Annotated in this window: 20 protein-coding genes; 10 read left to right on the forward strand and 10 right to left on the reverse strand. The window is 63.1% G+C overall.

Annotated features, from left to right (window positions below; all coding sequences use genetic code 11):
* Window positions 1-13 precede the first annotated feature (13 nt).
* Window positions 14-1,009, reverse strand: coding sequence for a 6-phosphogluconolactonase (pgl, locus tag ACRAWE_RS13505; RefSeq protein WP_154746701.1), 996 nt, complete (start codon window positions 1,007-1,009; stop codon window positions 14-16).
* 178 nt (window positions 1,010-1,187) lie between these two features.
* On the opposite strand from pgl, the gene ACRAWE_RS13510 reads away from it, so the two are divergent.
* On the forward strand, window positions 1,188-2,006 hold the full coding sequence (locus ACRAWE_RS13510; RefSeq protein ID WP_025160025.1) for a pyridoxal phosphatase: 819 nt from the start codon (window positions 1,188-1,190) through the stop codon (window positions 2,004-2,006).
* Window positions 2,007-2,037: 31 nt separating this feature from the next.
* Here ACRAWE_RS13510 and modC read toward each other — a convergent pair whose 3' ends face one another.
* The 9 genes from modC to ACRAWE_RS13555 all read right to left on the reverse strand — a co-directional run bounded on the left by modC (window position 2,038) and on the right by ACRAWE_RS13555 (window position 10,737).
* Window positions 2,038-3,105 carry a molybdenum ABC transporter ATP-binding protein ModC gene (gene modC, locus ACRAWE_RS13515; RefSeq protein WP_063918925.1) on the reverse strand — a complete coding sequence of 356 codons (1,068 nt, stop codon included), beginning with the start codon at window positions 3,103-3,105 and terminating at the stop codon, window positions 2,038-2,040.
* Complete coding sequence (gene modB, locus ACRAWE_RS13520; RefSeq protein ID WP_019454005.1) at window positions 3,106-3,795, reverse strand: molybdate ABC transporter permease subunit; 690 nt, start codon at window positions 3,793-3,795, stop codon at window positions 3,106-3,108.
* Window positions 3,792-4,565, reverse strand: a complete 774-nt coding sequence (gene modA, locus ACRAWE_RS13525) for a molybdate ABC transporter substrate-binding protein (protein WP_063918924.1) — start codon at window positions 4,563-4,565, stop codon at window positions 3,792-3,794. Before modA ends, modB begins: the two co-directional genes overlap by 4 nt.
* 158 nt (window positions 4,566-4,723) lie before the next feature.
* Entirely contained in the window at window positions 4,724-4,873 is a 150-nt protein-coding gene (locus ACRAWE_RS13530; RefSeq protein ID WP_004939813.1) for an AcrZ family multidrug efflux pump-associated protein, read from the reverse strand.
* Between the two features lie 144 nt (window positions 4,874-5,017).
* Window positions 5,018-5,806, reverse strand: a complete 789-nt coding sequence (locus ACRAWE_RS13535; RefSeq protein ID WP_063918923.1) for an ABC transporter ATP-binding protein — start codon at window positions 5,804-5,806, stop codon at window positions 5,018-5,020.
* Complete coding sequence (locus ACRAWE_RS13540) at window positions 5,803-6,816, reverse strand: FecCD family ABC transporter permease (RefSeq protein ID WP_211129925.1); 1,014 nt, start codon at window positions 6,814-6,816, stop codon at window positions 5,803-5,805. The genes ACRAWE_RS13535 and ACRAWE_RS13540 overlap by 4 nt, the downstream gene beginning before the upstream one ends.
* A gap of 1 nt (window position 6,817) precedes the next feature.
* A complete protein-coding gene (locus ACRAWE_RS13545) occupies window positions 6,818-7,573 on the reverse strand; it encodes a class I SAM-dependent methyltransferase (protein ID WP_432525474.1) in 756 nt (251 codons plus the stop codon).
* 1 nt (window position 7,574) lies between these two features.
* Complete coding sequence (locus tag ACRAWE_RS13550; protein WP_432525475.1) at window positions 7,575-8,570, reverse strand: ABC transporter substrate-binding protein; 996 nt, start codon at window positions 8,568-8,570, stop codon at window positions 7,575-7,577.
* 4 nt (window positions 8,571-8,574) lie between these two features.
* Window positions 8,575-10,737: a TonB-dependent receptor gene (locus ACRAWE_RS13555; RefSeq protein ID WP_432525476.1), complete on the reverse strand. Its 2,163-nt coding sequence runs from the start codon at window positions 10,735-10,737 to the stop codon at window positions 8,575-8,577.
* 188 nt (window positions 10,738-10,925) lie between these two features.
* Here ACRAWE_RS13555 and modE point away from each other — a divergent pair, with 188 nt between their 5' ends.
* From modE to gpmA, 9 genes are all read left to right on the forward strand, one after another.
* Window positions 10,926-11,717: a molybdenum-dependent transcriptional regulator gene (gene modE / locus ACRAWE_RS13560; RefSeq protein ID WP_198636094.1), complete on the forward strand. Its 792-nt coding sequence runs from the start codon at window positions 10,926-10,928 to the stop codon at window positions 11,715-11,717.
* Window positions 11,718-11,807: 90 nt separating this feature from the next.
* Window positions 11,808-13,295, forward strand: coding sequence for a molybdate ABC transporter ATP-binding protein ModF (gene modF, locus ACRAWE_RS13565; protein ID WP_432525477.1), 1,488 nt, complete (start codon window positions 11,808-11,810; stop codon window positions 13,293-13,295).
* Between the two features lie 95 nt (window positions 13,296-13,390).
* Window positions 13,391-13,963: a cysteine hydrolase family protein gene (locus ACRAWE_RS13570; protein ID WP_019454014.1), complete on the forward strand. Its 573-nt coding sequence runs from the start codon at window positions 13,391-13,393 to the stop codon at window positions 13,961-13,963.
* 167 nt (window positions 13,964-14,130) lie between these two features.
* Window positions 14,131-14,952 (forward strand): CPBP family intramembrane glutamic endopeptidase, encoded by an 822-nt coding sequence (locus tag ACRAWE_RS13575; RefSeq protein WP_063918920.1) that lies wholly within the window; start codon window positions 14,131-14,133, stop codon window positions 14,950-14,952.
* 285 nt (window positions 14,953-15,237) lie between these two features.
* Window positions 15,238-16,290: a galactose-1-phosphate uridylyltransferase gene (gene galT / locus ACRAWE_RS13580; protein ID WP_432525478.1), complete on the forward strand. Its 1,053-nt coding sequence runs from the start codon at window positions 15,238-15,240 to the stop codon at window positions 16,288-16,290.
* Window positions 16,287-17,438, forward strand: a complete 1,152-nt coding sequence (gene galK / locus ACRAWE_RS13585) for a galactokinase (protein ID WP_432525479.1) — start codon at window positions 16,287-16,289, stop codon at window positions 17,436-17,438. The genes galT and galK overlap by 4 nt, the downstream gene beginning before the upstream one ends.
* The gene (gene galM / locus ACRAWE_RS13590; RefSeq protein ID WP_432525480.1) at window positions 17,432-18,475 is read left to right on the forward strand and encodes a galactose-1-epimerase; all 1,044 of its coding nucleotides are present in this window, start codon (window positions 17,432-17,434) and stop codon (window positions 18,473-18,475) included. Before galK ends, galM begins: the two co-directional genes overlap by 7 nt.
* A 197-nt stretch (window positions 18,476-18,672) precedes the next feature.
* Window positions 18,673-19,020 carry a PsiF family protein gene (locus ACRAWE_RS13595; protein ID WP_025160028.1) on the forward strand — a complete coding sequence of 116 codons (348 nt, stop codon included), beginning with the start codon at window positions 18,673-18,675 and terminating at the stop codon, window positions 19,018-19,020.
* 215 nt (window positions 19,021-19,235) lie between these two features.
* The gene (gene gpmA, locus ACRAWE_RS13600; protein ID WP_019454020.1) at window positions 19,236-19,988 is read left to right on the forward strand and encodes a 2,3-diphosphoglycerate-dependent phosphoglycerate mutase; all 753 of its coding nucleotides are present in this window, start codon (window positions 19,236-19,238) and stop codon (window positions 19,986-19,988) included.
* Window positions 19,989-20,033 lie beyond the last annotated feature (45 nt).

The following is a 20,033-nucleotide window of genomic DNA, read 5'->3' on the forward strand; positions in this document are numbered from 1 at the left end:
TCTGGCCGACAAATTACTTCGCCAGCACGCTCACCCACATCGGGCCTTTGCCCACCGGATAACGCGCCAGCGTGGTCAGCTCGCCGCTGCTCTGGTCAATCTCATGCACCGCGATGTGATCGGATTTCTGGCCGGACGAAATCACGAAGCGACCACTGTGATCGATATTGAAACCACGCGGCTGCGTTTCAGTCGGATGATAGCCGACCAGGCTCAGCGTGCCGCCGTCTTCGGAAACGCTGAAGATGGTCAGAATGCTGGCGGTGCGATCGCTGGTGTACAGGAAGCGGCCGTTCGGCGTGATATGAATGTCCGCCGCCCAGCGGGTGCCGTCGAAATCGCTCGGCATGATGTCCAGCGTCTGCGTCACGCTGTACTTGCCGCCGTTTTCCGAAATGGCCAGCACGTCTACCGTGCCATTCAGCTCATTGACGCAGTAGGCGAACTTGTCGTTGTGGTGGAACGCCATATGGCGCGGACCGGCGCCGGCGGCGATATCCACCGCGTCCTGCGCATGCGGCGTCAGCTGCCCGGCCAGGCTCAGATTGAACAGGCGGATGCGGTCTTCTTTCAGGCACGGCACCAGCACCAGCTGGTTGGTCGGATCGATGTTCGCCGAGTGCGGCGCGTTCAGGCCGTCGATCTGCTGGATCGGCGCCGTTACCACGCCGTCGTGGCCGATCGGGCTGATGCTGGCGCAGTTGCCGCTGTAGGAGGCGGAGAACAGGTAACGCCCCTGCAAATCGGTGGAGATATGGGTCGGGCTGCCCGGCAGCGGCGCCATGCCAGCCTGCTGCAGCGTGCCGTCCGCCTCGATGCGGTAGCTGACGATGCCGAACGCCGGACGCACGCCGACGTACAGGTGGGTCTTGTCCGGATGAAGGGTCATCGGCTGCACCTGGCCCGGCACGTCAACGGTTTGCAGCAGCGTCAGCGCGCCGGCGTCGTCCAACTGCCAGACGTGGATCTGCTGGCTCTCCGGGCTGGCGACATAAACGATTTGCTTCATGTGTTCTCCTTGCAAAGGGTAAAAGAGGAACCGGTTTCAGGCCGTTCGATTGCCCCTAGCTTACCGCACATCCGTCGCATGGCAACCCTGCTTAGCACCGGAAGCTCACGCGGTTTTCTCCGTTGGCTATCCGGTGTACCATCGGATTAATTTTATGGCTAACGATAACGAGAACCCTATGAGCTACCGCGTCATCGCCCTCGATCTTGACGGCACCCTGTTGGACAACCAAAAACGCATCTTACCGCAGTCGCTGGAAGCGCTGGCGCAGGCGCGCGCCGCCGGCGTCCAGGTGGTGGTAGTCACCGGCCGCCACCACGTCGCCATCCATCCGTTTTACCAGGCGCTGCAGATAGATACCCCGGCCATCTGCTGCAACGGCACCTACCTGTATGATTTTCAGCAGAAAAAGGTGCTGGCTGCCGATCCGCTGGCGAAAGATCAGGCCAAGCAGGTGCTGCAGATGCTCAAGCAGACCGACATTCACGGGCTGATGTACGTCGACGACGCCATGCTGTATCAGGAACCGAGCGGCCACGTGACCCGATCGCTGGCCTGGGCCGAGACACTGCCGGCGGCACAGCGCCCGACGCTGTTGCAGGTCGGCAGTCTGGCGCAGGCGGCCGACGACGCGCAGGCGATCTGGAAATTCGCCACCTCGCATGCCGATATCCCCGCGCTGCGCGAGTTTGCCGACACGGTGGAGAAAGAGCTGGGGTTGGCGTGCGAATGGTCCTGGCACGATCAGGTGGATATCGCCAAAGGCGGCAACAGCAAAGGCAAGCGCCTGCGCCAATGGGTAGAGTCACAGGGATTGAGCATGGATCAGGTGGTGGCGTTCGGCGACAACTACAACGACATCAGCATGCTGGAAGCGGTTGGGTTGGGGGTGGCGATGGGCAACGCCGATGACGCCATCAAGGAACGCGCCGATCTGGTGATCGCCGATAACCTGCAGCCGGGCATTGCCGAGGTGATCCGCACCCGCGTGCTGTAATCTTTTCGCCCTCCCGTCGGGAGGGCCTGCCTTAGCGGCTCTCGCGGCTGATGGACACGCTCTTCACCTGCGCATACAACCACTGCCCAGGGCGGATCGCCAGTTCATCGCGCGCCCACGGCGTAATTCGCGCCCACAGCACGTGTTCGCCGACCGCCAGTTTCACTTCCACCTGCCCGTCCACGTCCAGACACTCGCTCACCTTGGCCGGCAACACATTGCGAATGCTGCTGTTGACCGGCGGTTGCAGCACCAGCGAAACGTCGGCGGCGTTGATGCGGATGCGCAGTTGGGTGCCCAATTCGGCGTCGATGCCGCTGACCCACAGCCGCTGATCGCCAAGCGCCAACGCCGTCATGGCATAACGTTGATGATGCTCGATCACGCTGACGCGCAGCACGCTGCTCTGATCTTCACGCTGCAGCCACGGCCGCAGCGCACTGCTGGCCCAGACTTCTTCCAGCCCGCCGAATGCGCGCACTTCGCCGCGATCCAGCACCATCACCTGCTCGGCCAGGCGCAGGATCTCGTCCAGGCTGTGGCTGACGTAAAGGATGGGGATGTTGACGTCCTGCGCCAACCGCTCCAGATACGGCAATAGCTCGCGCTTGCGCGGCAGATCGAGCGAGGCCAGCGGTTCGTCCATCAGCAGCAGTTCCGGCGCGGTCAGCAGCGCTCGGCCGATCGCCACCCGCTGCTTTTCACCGCCGGAGAGCGTCAGCGGCAGCCGGTTCAACAACGGCCCGATGCCCAGCAGCTCGACAATGGTGTTGAACTGCGCGCGCATGCCGGCCGCCATGCCGTACTGCAGGTTGCCGCGCACCCGATAATGCGGAAACAGCCGCGCATCCTGAAACACGTAGCCGATACGGCGCTTTTCCGGCGGCAGGCACTGGCCGGTGGCGGTATCCGCCAACGTGCGGCCGTTGAGCACGATGCGCCCCTGCTGCAGGCGAGTCAGGCCGCCGATGGCGTTGATCAGGGAAGTTTTGCCCGCGCCGGACAGGCCGAAAATCGCGGTGATGCCCTGCGCCGGTAAATCGGCGCGGACGTTGAGATTAAGATCGCCCAGCTGCTGCGAGAAATCCAGCTCCAGCATTTACACCCCCATCCGTTTGCGGCCCCAGCGGGCCAGCCATTCGGACACCATCAGCGAAGCCAGCGACAGCACGATGGCGATCGCACACAGGCGCGCGGCGGCGGCCTCCGCCCCCGGCGTTTCGATCAGCGTATACATCGCCAGCGGAATGGTGCGGGTTTCCCCGGGAATGTTGGAGACGAAAGTGATGGTGGCGCCGAACTCCCCCAGCGAGCGGGCGAAGGCCAGCACCACGCCGACAATGACGCCGGGCAGCGACAGCGGCAGCGTGATGGTGAAAAACACCCGCCACGGGTTGGCGCCCAGCGTGCGCGCCGCCTGCTCCAGCCGGGTATCCACCGCCTCCAGCGCCAGCCGGATGGCGCGCACCATCAGCGGAAACGCCACCACCGCCGACGCCAGCGCGGCGCCGCGCCAGCTGAAACTGAAGCTGAAACCGAACCAGTCGTACAGCCACTCGCCGATAACGCCGCGCCGCCCCATGGCGATCAACAGCAAATAGCCGACCACCACCGGCGGCAGCACCAGCGGCAGGTGAATGACGCCGTCCAGCAGCGCCTTGCCGGGGAAGCGGCAACGCACCAGCACCCAGGCCATCAGAATGCCGAACGGCAGGCTGCAGACCACCGCCAAACCGGATACTTTCAGGCTCAGCTCAACCGCCTGCCACTCGTACTCACTCAAAATCATTTACGCGGGGTGAATCCATAATGTTCGAAAATAGCGGCCGCTTCCGGGCTCTTCAGATAGGTATAGAAAGCGCTGACCGTCGGATTTTGACGATCTTTCACAATCGCCATCGGATATTCAACCGGTTTGTGGCTGTCTTCCGGGAAGACGCCCACCACTTTCACCTTGTCGCTGGCGACCGCGTCGGAGCCGTAGACGATGCCGAGCGGCGCTTCACCGCGCTCCACCAGCGCCATGGCGCTGCGCACGTTGTTGGCGCGCGCCAGTTTCGGCTCCAATGCGCTCCAGGCGCCCAGGTGTTCCAGCGCTTCCTTAGCGTAGATGCCGGCCGGCACATGATCCGGATCGCCCACCGCCAGGCGGCCGCCGTTGAGCAACTTGGCCCAGTCGGTCTGCTTGTCGATGGCGATCTTATCTTGCTTATCGCTCTTGGCGGCGATCAGCACCAGTTCGTTGCCCAGCAGCGTGTAACGCGTGTCTTTCACCATCTGCTGCTTGTCGATGGCGTAATCCATCCACTGTTGGTCGGCGGAGATGAACAAATCGGCCGGGGCGCCCTGCTCAATTTGGCGCGCCAGCGTCGAGGACGAAGCGAAGGAGGAAACCACCTGCACGTCCTTGCCTTTTTGATACTGGGTGGCGATGTCTTGCAGCGCATTGGTCAGCGACGCGGCGGCGAACACGGTGATCTTTTCCGCCGCCGAAGCTTGAGCCACCAGACCCGATGCCAGAACGATCCCGCCAACCCATTTAGTCCATTGCTGTTTCATTGTTTTTCTCCGCAAGTTAACGTGCATTATCACTCTTCGTTATATAAAAAATAATATAACGTTGCGCGAAAGCTTGTCATGCGGTTTATCGGCAAAGCGTGAGATAACTTGAGGAATGCCCGCCAGGGGATGCCGGCGGGTATCGGGATGGGGAACGGTTAGTGCTGGGTGCGGTTTTCTTTCGAACGCCCCACTTTGGAGAAGACGTTGAACACTTCGCCAAAACCGTAGATCAGGCCGAGAATCAGCGCCATCACCACCGGCACCATCACCACGGCAAACAACAGACTTTTCAATAATTCCAACATGATAGCCTCGCTTAACTGCCCATTGAGCGGCAAATGCCTTTCACCGCATAAGGGTTATTCTAACCCAAAAAATCGATAAAACCGGAGTTATTTTAGCCAACGGGGTGAAATTGTGATCGGCCAAACGTGCCCTTTCAGCCTCCCTCATCCCGGCGCGGGGTAATAGATCAACGGCGGCGCATAGCCGGCGGGCGCCGCCAGCCTGGCCTCCACACCGTATACCGCGCGAATGTTCTCCGGCGTCAGCGCCTGCCGCGGCGCGCCCGCCGCACAGACCCCGCCCCGCTGCAGCAGCGCGACCCGATCGCAATAACAGGCCGCCAGATTAAGATCGTGCAGCGTCACCACCACGCTGAGTTTCAGCCGCCGCAGCAAGGCCATAAACTGCTGCTGATGGGCGATATCCAGATGATTGGCGGGCTCGTCCAGCAGCAGCCACGGCGTTTGCTGCGCCAGTGCGCGCGCCAGATGCACCCGCTGCCGTTCGCCGCCGGACAGCCGCTGCCAATCGCGATCGGCCAGGTGGCTGATGCCCACTTGCTCCATCGCCTGTTCGGCGAGGCGGCGATCCTCGGCGCCGAAACCGCGCCAGCGGCCGGTATGGGCCAGGCGCCCCAGCAGCACCGCCTCCTTCACCGGCAGCGCGAAGCCGCCGGGGGCGGATTGCTCGAGAAAGGCGATGCGCCTGGCGCGCTCCCGCCCGGAAAACGCGGTAATTTCGCGCCCTTCCAGCCAAACGCGGCCCCCGGCGGCGGGCTGCAGCCCGGCCAGCAGCTTGAGCAGCGTGGATTTACCGCTGCCGTTGACGCCGAGCACGCCGGTGACCTCACCGGGCAAGGCGCAGAAACTGAGATTTTCCAGCACCGTGCGGGCGCCCGTTCGCCAGCTCACCGCCTCGGCGCACAGGCCAGAGCACGTTTTTTCAATCGTCATGCATTGACCTTCCGATACAGCAACAGCAGGAATACCGGCACCCCCAGCAGTGCGGTCAGCACCCCGACCGGCAGCTCGCGCGGAGCAAACAACGTTCTGGCCAGCGTGTCCGCCGCCACGGCGAACAGCGCGCCGCACAGCGCACTGGCTGGCAACAACAGCCGATGCCGCGAACCGACCAGCCGCCGGGCGACGTGCGGCACCGTCAGCCCGATAAATCCCACCGCGCCGCTGAACGCGACGATCGCCGCCGTCAGCGCGGTGGTCGCCACATACAGCAGCAGCTTCAACGGAGCTACCGCCACACCCAGCGAAGCGGCGGTCACGCCGCCGAAAGCCAGCGCGTCCAGCTCACCGGCCCGCAGCCAACAAAGCAGCAGCACCGCCGCCAGCGCCAGCCCGCACAGCCCGACCTGCGGCCAGCGCGCGTCGCTGAACGATCCCAGCAGCCAGAACATCACGCCGCGCGTGGCGTTGGCGTCCGCCTGCCAGAGGGTGATCAGCGAAGTCAGCGCGGAGAGCAGCTGCGTCACCGCCACCCCGGCCAGAATAAACAGCGTGGACTCCCCCTGCAGCGAACGCCCGGCCAGCAGCATCACCAACGCAAACGCTCCCAGCGCGCCGATAAACGCGCCGCCGGACACCGACAGCAGGCCGCCCCCCAGCCCCAATACCAACACCGTTACCGCCCCCACACCGGCGCCGGAGGAGATCCCCAGCACCCAGGGATCGGCCAGCGGGTTGCGGGTCAGCGACTGCAGCACGGTGCCCGCCAACGCCAGCCCGGCGCCGGCCAGCGCCGCCAGCAGCGCGCGCGGTATGCGCAGCGACCAGATGATGCGCTGATACACTTCGGCATCGGTCGCCGCGCCGCCGCTGATGCCGAATACGTCGCGCCACGCGATCGGCGCAGGCCCCGACAAGGTGGCCCCCAGCAGGGCCAGCGGCAACGCCGCCGCCAGCAGCAACAGCCACGCCGCCTCACGACCGGGCAGTAACCGCAGGCTCATGCTATTTCCAGCCTGCAATCACATAGTCGTCCAACAGCTGCCATACCGTCCCCACCTCGCTGAAACCGGCCTGTCTGAGGGCCGCAAGCTGGAAGCCCACCGGCGTCGGCGGCGGCACCGGACGACCGGCGAACAGCGCTTCGCGCTCGGCCTGATAAGCGGCCAAGGCCGGCGATTGCAGCGCACCGGCGAACCAACGATCCCAATCCTCGACGCCGTTGTCCCAGGCGCGCTGTTGGGTCTGCTCATCATGCCGCTCCGCCAACGCTTTCAGCTGCGGATGGCGATGGTCATAGCGCTGATGATCGGCATTGAGGAACACACCGCCGTCGGCCAGCAGCCCGGCGACGTTGCGGAACAGCGCCAGCTGCTGTTCCGGCATCAGCCAGTGCAGCGCTGTGCTGGACACCGCCGCCTGCGGCGCGGGGCCGGACAACGCGGAAAAACAGGCAGGATCCGCCAGATCGGCCTGCAGAATGCGGATCCGATCGCCGTACGCCGCCAACGCGCCGCGCGCCACCGCCAACAGCAGCGGATCGAGATCGATGGCGGTGACCCTGGCCTGCGGAAAGCGCTGCAAAATGCGCAGGCTTAGCGACCCCGGGCCGCAGGCCAGATCCACCACGTGAAAATCCTGGCCGGCGGCCAGCGCCAGCACCTCCAGCTGGGCGTTAAAACGCGCTTCGCGTTCAGCGATGTAGGCCGCCTGCTGGCGATCCCAGGAGTCCAGCAGCGAAGAGAATGAAACAGCAGTCATATCAAGGTTCCTTGTTGGAAAAAGTCGGCACCTGCGGCGGCAACGCCGCCAGGCCCTGAATCAAACGGCCCAGCGCCGCCACGGTGCGGGCGGAAGGGTCCATGTCGTAACCGGGAAGGATCACGTAGCGCCGCTGACGCACGGCGCGCAGCCTTGCGGTCAGCGGGTGATGTTCCAGAAAGGCGATCTTGTCGGCCGCGCTGTCGCCGAGACCGCCGCGCGGCAGATCGCCAAGCACGATCGCATCCGGATCGAGCGCGGCGATGACCTCCCAGGACACCGTCGGCCACAGCTCGGGCAGATCGCCGAACAGGTTCTCGCTGCCGACGCCGCGGCTCAGCAAGCCTGGCGCACCGCAGCAGCCGGCCACATAGGGCGTCTGCGCGCCGGCATACCACCACAGCAGCCGCAAATGCGGCAGCTGTGCGCGCTGCATCTCAAGCGCCCTCAACTGCCCGCGCAGCCGCGCGATCAGCGCTTCACCGGCGCGGCTGACGTTGAAAATGCGCGCCAGCTCCCGCAGCTCGGTGAAAATGTCTTCGAACGTCAACGCGGCGGCGATCGCGCTTTGCTGGCCGCTGCAGGCGCCGGGAGAGAGGTAGGTGCCGATGCCCCATTCCGCCAGCCGCGTCCGATCGGGCGTTTCCGGGCTGTGCAGCCAGTAATAGCTGGCCGAATAGACAAAATCCGGCCGCATCAGCAGCAACGCTTCCGCCGTGGGCGGCGCCGGGCTGATGGGCGCCCGCAACGCATCGGCCGACACCGTCGGCGCGGGATCGCGCGCGCGGTCATACCCGACCACGCCAATCGCCCGGTCAACCAGCCCCAACGCCAGCAGGTTTTCCAGCGCCGGATTGGCGTAGACCAGCACCCGCTGCGGCGGCTGTGGGTAATCGCGCATGGCTCCGCAATTGTGCAGGCTGACGGCATTGGCGGGCAGCGAAACGCCCCACATCAAGCCCAGGGCATACAGCAGCGAGTAAAACGAATGTTTCACGCCGTCAGAACCTGACCGACACGAAGGTTTCATAGCTGCGCGGCGGCGCGATCAGCGCCTGATCCGGGTAGGTGCGCTGATAGGCGTACAGCTGGTTGGTGGCATTGCGAATGCGAAAACCGACATCGACGATCGGCGTAAGCTGATAGTCCGCCGCCAGATCGAGCGTGGTGTACGCGCGCATCTTGCGCTGATTGGCGTCGTCGTTGTAACTGCTGCCGACGTAGCGCAGCGAAGAAGCCAACCCCAGGCGCGCCGTCGCCTGATAATGCACGCTGAGATTGGCGGTCCAGTCCGGGATATAGGCCGGGCGATTGCCGTTGTAGCTGCGCAGCGGGCTGCCGCCGCGATAGTCGTCGTAGCGGGCGTGCGTGTAGGCGGCGTTGCCGGCCAACTCCCAGCGATCGTCGGGGCGCAGCACCACGCCAAGCTCTAGGCCGCGCGACGTCTGCCTGCCTACCGCGTTCAACGCATCCGGCCGCTGCGCGTCAGGCACAAACAGGTTGTCCTTGCGCAGTTCGTACAGCGCCAGCGTCGCCTCGCCCTTGTTACCCCAGAACTGCCCTTTGGCGCCGGCCTCCCACTGGCGCGCCCGCGTCAACGGCAGGTCGGTCTGCGTTGGGCTGAGGAAGAACAGATCGTTGCCCGGCTCCTGGCCGGTGGTGTAGTTGGCGTAGAGCGTGAGGTTATCGGTCAATGCATAGCTGGGGCCCAGGCTCCAGGTGCTGAACACGTAGGTATGCGCGCGGCTCTCTTCCTGCGGTCCCTGGAAGCGCCAGTCCATGTTCATATGGTTGTAGCGCAGCTGGCCCAGCAACGCTAAACGCTCGGTCAGGCTGAAGCGATCCTCGAGAAAGGCGGCGTACTGGTTCTGGGTGACGTGGCGCACCGGCGCGCGTTGGCGGTCAGTACCCTGAGCGAACGGCTCTCTGGGCGGCGCGCGGAGCGGCACATCTTCCGAGCCGGGGAAGCCGTTGGAGTAGTACTGGAAATGCCGCTTGCTCAGGTCGAAGCCGACCAGCAACCGGTTATCGAAACCGACGATGGCGCGGTCGAACACCAGCGAACTGCGGTTGCCGATCAGATCGTCGTCATGCGCCAGGGCGCCGAAGGAGTCGCGGTTGACGTCGCCGGGCCGGGCCGCCGCCGCGACGCGAAAACGCTCGACGTTGCGCCATTCGCGGAAGCCGCTGTAGTAATAGAATTGGTTATGCCATTCCACTTCGGGCGTCATAAACCAGTCCAGACCGGCCTGAAATGCGGTGGCGTTGCTCTGGATGCGGCTGTCGGTCAGGTTATTGTAATTGATGTCGCGCAGCTCGCCGGCGATGCGCCCGTCCAGCAGCGGCGTGCCGTAATAAGGGTTGTTGGTACGATTGAGCATGCGGTCCAGGCTCAGCGTCAACAGCGCATCGTCCGTCAGCTTAAACAGCAACGAGCCGGAAACCCGTTTCTGCCGATCGCGTTCGTCCTGCACGTTGCTGCCGCTGTCGTTGCCGCTGACGTCCAGCCGGTACGCCACCGCATCGTCCACCAGCGCACCGCCGGCTCCCAGATGCAAGCGCTGGCTGCGGTAGCTGCCGAGGCCATAATCGAGCTCGAACGGCTGGCGGCTGAAGGTTGGCCGCCGCGAGATCAGGTTGACGCTGCCGCCCGCTGCGCTCAGGCCGTTCAGCGCCGATCCCGGCCCGCGCAGCACCTCAATGCTGTCGTAATGCGCCGGATCGCCCAGCTGCAGCGTGCTGCCGGGCATTTCTACGCCGTTATACAGCCAGGCGATCGGCCGGAAACCACGGGCGGAAAAGTTATTGGATAACGTCGGCGAGGCCACGCCGGACAGGCCAGTGGCGTGCTCGACGGCGGCGGCCAACGAGCGGTCGCCCCGCTGTTGGATCGCCCGCGCGCTGATGATGTCGACGCTGCGCGGCGTCTCCTGAGCGGTCAGCCCGAGCTGCGACGCGCTGCGGCTCACGGCGTTCAACGCATCGTAGCGCCCGGCGGGGGACGCCGCCTCCACGGTGAGATGTTCTTCGCATCCCGTGGCATTGCGGGCTTTATCACAGTCGGCGGCGAAAGCCGACGGCGCCGCCAAGGCGCTGCCGACCCATGCGGCGGCAAGGCATAAAGATTTTCTGGGCGCGCTAAGACGCCGGCGTGTCGTACTCATGTGGAGCATCCCTGTGGTGAAATAAAAACCGGCCGCAGCCGGCGTAAAGCCTTATCGTTTTTTTGTTATGTTATATTATAACAACAAAACAATACCAGTCTTTATTACCTCGCTCTCCAGCGCACTGCATTTGGCGCTTTGCCGCCAAATCGGCGACAATAAGATTTTTGCCGCCGACAGGATGCGCTATGCAGGCCGAAATTCTTCTGACTCTCAAACTCCAGCAAAAGCTGTTCGCCGATCCGCGCCGCATCGCGCTGCTGAAACAGGTGCAGCACACCGGCTCCATCAGCCAGGGCGCCAAGCTGGCGGGCATCAGCTACAAAAGCGCCTGGGACGCCATCAATGAGATGAATCAGCTGGCGGAACAAACGGTGGTGGAGCGCGCCACCGGCGGGAAAGGCGGTGGCGGCGCGCAGCTGACGCACTATGGCCAGCGGCTGATCCAACTGTATGACCTGCTGGGCCAGGTGCAGCAAAAAGCCTTCGACGTGTTGCAGCAGGACGATCTGCCGCTCGACAGCCTGCTGGCGGCCATCTCGCGCTTTTCGCTGCAAACCAGCGCGCGCAATCAGTTTTTCGGCACCGTGATCGAACGCGATCATCAGCAGGTGCAGCAGCATCTGGCGATTTTGTTGAACGACGGCAGCACCCGTCTGACGGCGGCCATTACCCAGCAAAGCGCCGACCGGCTGCAGCTGGCGCCCGGCAAAGAGGTGCTGGCGCTGATCAAGGCGCCCTGGGTGCGATTAAGCGTCGATGCGGGCGATAACGCCGACGCGGATAACGCGCTGGCGGGCGTGGTAGCCGCCATTCAGCCGGGCGCCGAACACAGCGAGGTGCTGGTGACGCTGGCGGGCGGCGAAACCCTGTGCGCCACGTTGACGACGACGGAGCTGCAGCGTCTGCGGCTGAGCGTCGGCGACGCCGTACACGCCCTGTTCAACGCCGATCGCGTGATTGTCGCCACGTTGTGTTAAGCGCAACGTGACGTTGCGTTTTTGTTGATTGACATCCCCCTGCAATGCGCCTATTTCTAAGGCAAATAATTGCAAAAAAAGGAACAGGTGATGTCGTCGTTGCACATTTCGCAAGGTTCATTCCGCTTAAGCGATACCCGCATCCTGACGCTGGACGCGCTGGCGATCCAGGCCGGCGACAGCTGGGCCTTCGTCGGCGCCAACGGCAGCGGCAAATCCGCCCTGGCGCGCGCGCTGGCTGACGAACTGGTTCTGCTGAGCGGCGAGCGCCGCAGCGATTTTCAACATGCGGTGCGCCTTTCCTTCGAGCAGCTGCAGAAAATGGTCAGCGACGAATGGCAACGTAACAACACCGACCTGCTCAGCGCGGACGAAGACGACACCGGCCGCACAGCGGCGGAGATCATTCAGGAAGAGGTGAAAGACGCCGCTCGCTGTGAGCGGCTGGCCGCGCAGTTCGGCATCACCGGCCTGCTGACGCGCCGCTTCAAATACCTGTCTACCGGCGAAACGCGCAAGACCCTGCTGTGCCGGGCGCTGATGCCCGAGCCCGACCTGCTGATCCTCGACGAACCCTTCGACGGACTGGACGTGCACTCACGCACGCAGCTCGCCGCGCTGCTGAGCGAGCTTTCCGCCCAGGGCCAAACCCTGGTGCTGGTGCTCAACCGTTTTGACGAGATACCGGACTTTGTCAAGCAGGTAGGCGTGCTGGCTGACTGCACCCTGACCAGCCGCGGGCCACGCCGGCAGGTGATGGCGGATGCGCTGGTGGCGCAGCTGGCGCACAGCGAAAATCTCAGCGGGCTGGCCCTGCCGGAGACCGAGGATCCGACACAGAAGATCGCCCTGCCGACGGATCGTCCGCTGATCGTCCTGCGCGACGGCGTGGTCAGTTATGACGATCGGCCGATCCTCAACCACCTCAATTGGCAGGTTAATCCCGGCGAACACTGGCAGATCGTCGGCCCGAACGGTGCCGGCAAATCCACCCTGCTCAGTTTGATCACCGGCGATCATCCGCAGGGTTACAGCAACGATCTGACGCTGTTCGGCCGCCGGCGCGGCAGCGGGGAAACCATCTGGGAAATCAAACGCCATATCGGCTACGTCAGCAGCAGCCTGCACCTGGATTATCGCGTCAACACCAGCGTGCGCAACGTGGTGCTGTCAGGGTTCTTCGATTCGATCGGCATTTATCAGGCGGTTTCGGATCGTCAGCGGCAACTGACCGAACAATGGCTGGCGCTGCTCGGGCTCGACGGCGCCCACGGTGACGCCCCGTTCCACAGCCTTTCCTGGGGCCAACAGCGGTTGGCGCTGATCGCCCGCGCGCTGGTGAAGCATCCGGCGCTGCTGATCCTCGACGAGCCGCTGCAAGGCTTGGATCCGCTCAATCGCCAACTGGTGCGCCGCTTCATCGATGTGCTGATCGGCCAGGGCGCCACCCAGCTGCTGTTCGTCTCGCACCATGCCGAAGACGCGCCGCAGTGCATCACTCATCGCCTCAGCTTCGTGCCCGATGGCGAGGGCGGCTACGGCTACCAACATCAGCGGCTGGCGGCAGCCTCCATCTAGGACGTGGCGGAAACATATCCGGCAACACTTCACCGCAGCACATCACATTTGGCCTTTTATCATAGAAAGAAAGAAGGCCATTTTCTGGAGACGCCATGTCCGCTGCGTTGATTATCATCGACCTGATCGAGGATCTGATCGGGCCCAAAGGGCGCGCCAACCACTGCCGCGAACAGGTGGCGGCGACCCACCTGCTCGCCAACGTCAATGCCGCCGCGGCCTATGCCCGGGTGCGAAAAATCCCGGTGATTTGGGTGCGGGTGGGATTCGCCGACGATTATCACGACATTCCGCCCCACTCGCCGCTGTTCAACCATCTCAAACAGATCGGCGCGCTGCGGTTAAACAGCCCGGGCTGCCGCTGGTCGCCCGAACTGCATCAGGAAGAGAGCGATCTGCAGTTTGAAAAAACGGCGGTGAGCGCTTTCTCCGGTAACAATTTGTTAGCCTGGCTGCGCCAGCATCGGTGCCATCATCTGCTGCTGGCGGGCGTCAGCACGCCGCTCGCCATCGAGAGCACTGCGCGTCAGGCGCACGACGCCGGTTTCCAGGTGACCGTGCTGCAAGACCTGTGCGCGGCCCCCACGCAGGAGATCCACCAGCAAAGCCTCGATACCTTGCAAAACCTGGCCGAAATCACCCGTTCGCAGGCCTGGATGAAAGGCTAACCCGCGTTGTCGCCGGTCGTGTGGGCCGGCAACATGCACAAATCCATCACTGCCCCGACCTTTAGCGTCATTCTGGTGTGCTACTATCCGCTTTAGCGCTCAATTTCGCCATCATCGCACGCCGCAAAGGCGCTGAGCGCCGTGTACATATTTTAAAGGGACATATTATGTGGGGCGTTCTGGCTGCTTCGTTATTTTTCTTGCCGTATAACCGGCTGATAGCCTGGGTGATCCTGGCCGCCTCGGCGGGCATGGGGCTTTATCATGGGGTGCTGACGCCGCTCAGCCTGAGTTATCTGCTGGCGATCGTGGCGCTGGCGGGGTTGCGTCACCATTTTCGCGCGCAACGCAATCTGGCAATCGCGCTGGAAGGGTTGGTGGTCGCCGGCTGCGTGGCGCTGTTCTTGCATCTGGTACCGGGCATCCACAACCAGCTGATGATCGACGGCGAAAAAGCCGGCCCGCTCAGCGCGCCGTTCACCATGTATTACAACTTCGATAAGGCAATGGTGCCTTTCCTGCTGTTCGCCTGCTTGCCAACGCTGTTCAGAACCGATAAAGCGGAAAAAAACGCCGCCTCGGGTTCCTGGATTGCATTGATCGTCAGCGTACCGGCGCTGTTGCTGTTGGCCGTAGCGCTGGGCGGTTTAAAAATCGAACTGCATGCGCCCGCCTGGATCCTGCCGTTCGTGATGGCGAACCTGTTCTTCGTCTGCATGGCCGAAGAAGCGCTGTTTCGCGGCTACCTGCAGCAACGTCTCAGCCAATGGCTGGGCGCCTGGCCAGCGCTGATCGTCGCCGCCCTGGTGTTCGGCGCCGCGCATCTGGCCGGCGGCATGCTGATGGTGATCTTCGCCACCCTGGCCGGGTTGATCTACGGCCTGGCGTGGATGTGGAGCGGCCGCCTGTGGGTGCCGATTCTGTTCCACTTCGGGCTTAACCTGACTCACCTGCTGTTCTTCACCTACCCGCTGTATCAGCACCCTTAACGCCCGACGCCGGCAGAGATCTCCTCTCTGCCGGCCAAGCGGGTGAAAACGCTATCATCAATATCGCACCACAACGTCTCGAGCCACTCAACAATCAGCCTCTGTCCGCAAGTCGGGTGCTTTCCATTGAAGTGTAAACGATTCCATTTTTCGCGTTAGATCACCTTTTTATCGCAGTAGCCATGCTATCTTTTTGCGCATTGTCCTCTCCCTGTTCAGCAACGGGCGTGTCAAGACGGCAGTTGGAAGCGATTACACCCTCGTCGACGCCAAGAAAGGAACCGTATGACGGAATTCAACCCTATCGATCATCCACACCGCCGCTACAACCCGCTGAGCGGCCAGTGGGTGCTGGTCTCACCGCACCGCGCCAAACGCCCCTGGCAGGGCCAGCAGGAGGCAGTCCCCACGGAAACGCTGCCGGCGCACGATCCAGACTGCTTCCTGTGCCCGGGCAACGCACGCGTCACCGGCGATCGCAATCCAAATTACCGCGGCACCTACGTCTTCACCAACGATTTCGCCGCGCTGATGAGCGATACGCCGCCAGCGCCCGACAGCCAGGATCCGCTGATGCGCAGCCAGAGCGCGCGCGGCGTCAGCCGGGTGATCTGCTTCTCTCCCGATCACAGCAAGACTCTGCCCGAATTGACGCTGCCGGCGCTGGAGCAGGTGGTCGCCGCCTGGCAGGCGCAAACCGCTGAGCTGGGCAAACAGTATCCCTGGGTGCAGCTGTTTGAAAACAAAGGCGCGGCGATGGGCTGCTCCAACCCGCACCCGCACGGGCAGGTCTGGGCCAACAGTTTCCTGCCGAACGAGGCCGAGCGCGAAGATCGCCTGCAGCACGACTATTTCCAACAATACGCGTCCCCACTGCTGTTGGACTATGCGCAGCGCGAGCTGGCCGCAGGCGAACGCATCGTGGTGAACACCGAACACTGGTTGGCGGTAGTGCCCTACTGGGCCGCCTGGCCGTTTGAAACGCTGCTGCTGCCGAAGGCGGCGGTGCAGCGCATCACCGATCTCAGCGCGGCGCAAAGCCAAGATCTGGCGCTAGCGCTCAAGAAGCTGACCAGCCGTTACGACAACCTGTTCCAGTGCTCCTTCCCCTATTCGATGGGATGGCACGGTGCGCCGTTCAACGGCGCCGACAACCGGTACTGGCAGCTGCACGCCCATTTCTACCCGCCGCTGCTGCGTTCAGCCAGCGTGCGCAAATTTATGGTCGGTTACGAGATGCTGGCGGAAACCCAGCGCGACCTGACCGCCGAACAGGCCGCAGCGCGTCTGCGCGCCGTCAGCGATATTCATTACCGTGAAGCCGGAGCCCAAGCATGAGCCTGAAACCGCTTACCCATTCCCTGTTTACCGAACACTTCGGCTACGCGCCGGCGTTGACCATCCAGGCGCCGGGGCGGGTGAACCTGATCGGCGAGCATACCGATTACAACGACGGCTTCGTGCTGCCTTGCGCCATCGATTACCAAACCGTCATCGCCTGCGCCAAGCGCGACGACCGCCAGATCCGGGTGCTGGCCGCCGATTACCAGAATCAGCAGGATCAATTCTCGCTCGACGATCCGATCGTCAGCCATCCCGATCAGCGCTGGTCTGACTATGTGCGCGGCGTGGTGAAGCATCTTCAGCGCCGCAGCGCCGACTTCGGCGGCGCGGATCTGGTGATCGCCGGCAATGTGCCGCAGGGCGCGGGGCTCAGCTCCTCCGCCGCGCTGGAAGTCGCGGTGGGTCAGGCGCTGCAGGCGCTTTATCAGCTGCCGTTGGACGGCGTAGCGTTGGCGTTGAACGGTCAGGAAGCGGAGAACCAGTTCGTCGGCTGCAACTGCGGCATCATGGACCAGCTGATCTCCGCGCTCGGCCGGCGCGGCAGCGCCCTGCTGATCGACTGCCGCTCGCTGGAAACCCGTGCGGTGCCGATGCCGGACAACGTCGCGGTGGTGATCATCAACTCCAATGTGCAACGCGGGCTGGTGGACAGCGAGTACAATACCCGCCGCAAACAGTGTGAAGAAGCAGCGCGTTTCTTTGGCGTCAAGGCGCTGCGCGACGTCAGCCCCGAACAGTTCGAAGCGCGTCAACATCAGCTGGATCCGCTGGTGGCCAAACGCGCGCGCCATGTCATCAGCGAGAATGCCCGCACGCTGGCGGCGGCCGACGCGCTGGCGGCCGGCGATCTGCAACGCATGGGGCGGCTGATGGCGGAGTCTCACGCCTCAATGCGCGACGACTTTGAAATCACCGTGCCACCTATCGATAAGCTGGTCGAGATCGTCAAAGCGACGATCGGCCCGCGCGGCGGCGTACGCATGACCGGCGGCGGCTTTGGCGGTTGCATCGTCGCGCTGATGCCGCAGGATCTCGTGGAGACGGTGCGTGCCGCCGTGGCGCACGAGTATCCGCGGCAAACCAGCGGGCTGCGGGAAACGTTCTATGTTTGCCAGGCTTCGCAAGGCGCTGGCCCATGCTGACGGCAACGGCGGCAGCCGCCCCCGATGGGCAGCCTTACCAACTGACGCGGTTGCAAAACGCCGGCGGCATGACGGTGACGCTGATGGACTGGGGCGCCACCTGGTTGTCCGCCGTCTTGCCGCTCAAATCCGGTGAAAAGCGCGAGCTGTTGCTGGGTTGCCGCAGCCCGGCGGACTACCAACGACAGGGCGCCTATCTGGGCGCCACCGTCGGCCGTTACGCCAACCGCATCGCCAACGCCAGTCTGTCCATCGGCGGGAAACCCCATGCGCTGGCCGCCAATCAGGGCGCCCACCAGCTGCACGGCGGCCCCGACGGTTTTCATGCCCGCCGTTGGCGCCGGGTGCAGCATGATGCGCAGCAGGTCTGCTATGCGCTGCATTCAGCGGATGGCGATCAGGGCTTCCCCGGCAACCTCGACGTGCAGGTTTGCTACCGCCTGACTCACGACAATCGCGTAGAAATCAGCTATCTGGCGCAGGTCGATCGCCCCTGCCCAGTCAACCTGACCAACCACGCCTATTTCAACCTGGACGGCGCCGACGCCGACGCCCGCGCCCAGCGGCTGCAGCTGTTCGCCGATCGCTATCTGCCCGTCGACGCCGAGGGCATTCCCTGCGCCGGGCTGACGGCGGTGGACGGCAGCGGCATGGACTTTCGCCAGCCGAAAACGCTGCTGCAGGATTTTCTGCGCGATCGCGACCAGCAGCGGGTCAAAGGTTACGATCATGCTTTTCTGCTGCACCGTACCTGCGGCGCGCTGGAGTGCCCGGCGGCCCATTTATGGTCCGCCGACGGGCAAGTGCAGATGAGCGTGTTTACCGACGCGCCCGCGCTGCAACTCTACAGCGGCAATTATCTGGCGGGCACGCCGGCGCGCGACGGCGGCAGCTACGCCAACCACGCCGGCGTGGCGCTGGAAAGCGAATTTTTGCCGGACAGCCCGCACCATCCTGAATGGCCGCAGCCGGACTGCTGGCTGCAACCGGGGAACCGCTACCGCAGCGCCACGCATTATCAGTTTTATCCTATCTGACCCGCTACGCCCCTCGCCGTGCGGCCGGGGGCGATTTGTTATAAATGCTTACCTTTTAGCGCTCATCCCCCGCCGGCACCCACCTTTCCTTATTCCAAAGTGCGCACTACACTCAGGCTACCGTGATAAGCACAACGCCTTGTGCAACGTCACAATTTTCGGCCGATGGCGGCCAATCAATAGCTGAAGGAACACCTATGCGTCTGATTACTGCACTTCCATTGCTGGCGGGCTTAATGTTGAGCACCAATCTGATGGCGGCCGACGCGACGACGGCGACGAAAACGCCTTCGCCGGCGCAGGCGGCCCAGCAGAAACGCATGACCGATTGCAACCAGCAAGCATCCACCAAGTCGCTGAAAGGCGCGGATCGCTCTACCTTTATGAGCACCTGCCTGAAATCTGAAGGCACCGCCGCGACGGGCAAAACCCTGACGCCGCAGCAGCAGAAAATGAAAACCTGCAACGCCGACGCCAAGACCAAGAATCTGAAGGGCGACGCGCGTAAAACCTTCATGAGCAACTGCCTGAAAAAATCGGCCTGATTTACCCCACGCCACGGCGCGCACGAAGCGATTTCGGCGCGCCGTTTCTCCCTCGCAGCGCCAGCCTGAACGATTCAGCTTTTTCCTTTCGCCAGCCCTTACTTTGCGGCAAGAAATTGGCTATGGTTAGACACTATCGATTGCCGAGCCCCGGCCCGCGGCAATATAATGATTTTCGTTATCATTGAAATGTCAGATTATTAAGGAGTTAAGCTATGGCTGTAACTAAGCTGGTTCTGGTGCGTCACGGCGAAAGCCAGTGGAACCAAGAAAACCGCTTCACCGGTTGGTATGATGTTGATCTGTCCGACAAGGGCCGTACCGAAGCGAAAGCAGCAGGCAAGCTGTTGAAAGATGAAGGCTTCACTTTTGACTTCGCTTACACCTCCGTACTGAAGCGCGCGATCCACACTCTGTGGAACATCCTCGACGAGCTGGATCAGGCCTGGTTGCCGACCGAAAAATCCTGGAAGCTGAACGAACGTCACTACGGTGCGCTGCAGGGTCTGAACAAAGCGGAAACCGCTGAGAAATACGGCGACGAGCAAGTGAAACAATGGCGTCGCGGCTTCGCGGTGACCCCGCCGGAGCTGACCAAAGAAGACGAACGTTACCCTGGCCACGATCCGCGCTACGCTTCGCTGACCGAGCAAGAGCTGCCGCTGACCGAAAGCCTGGCGCTGACCATCGATCGCGTTATTCCTTACTGGGACGAAGAGATCCTGCCACGCATCAAGAGCGGCGAGCGCGTGATCGTTGCGGCGCACGGCAACTCGCTGCGCGCGCTGGTGAAATACCTGGATAACCTGAGCGAAGACGAAATCCTCGAGCTGAACATCCCAACCGGCGTGCCGTTGGTGTATGAGTTCGACGAGAACTTCAAACCCATCAAACGTTACTACCTGGGCAACGCCGACGAGATCGCTGCAAAAGCGGCGGCCGTGGCGAACCAGGGCAAAGCGAAGTAATTTCGCCCGTTCCCGGTAACGAAAAAGCCCCTGGTTTTCACCGGG

The organism is Serratia sp. BFP-2025 (assembly GCF_050880365.1).
In the GTDB taxonomy this organism is placed as follows: domain Bacteria; phylum Pseudomonadota; class Gammaproteobacteria; order Enterobacterales; family Enterobacteriaceae; genus Serratia; species Serratia surfactantfaciens.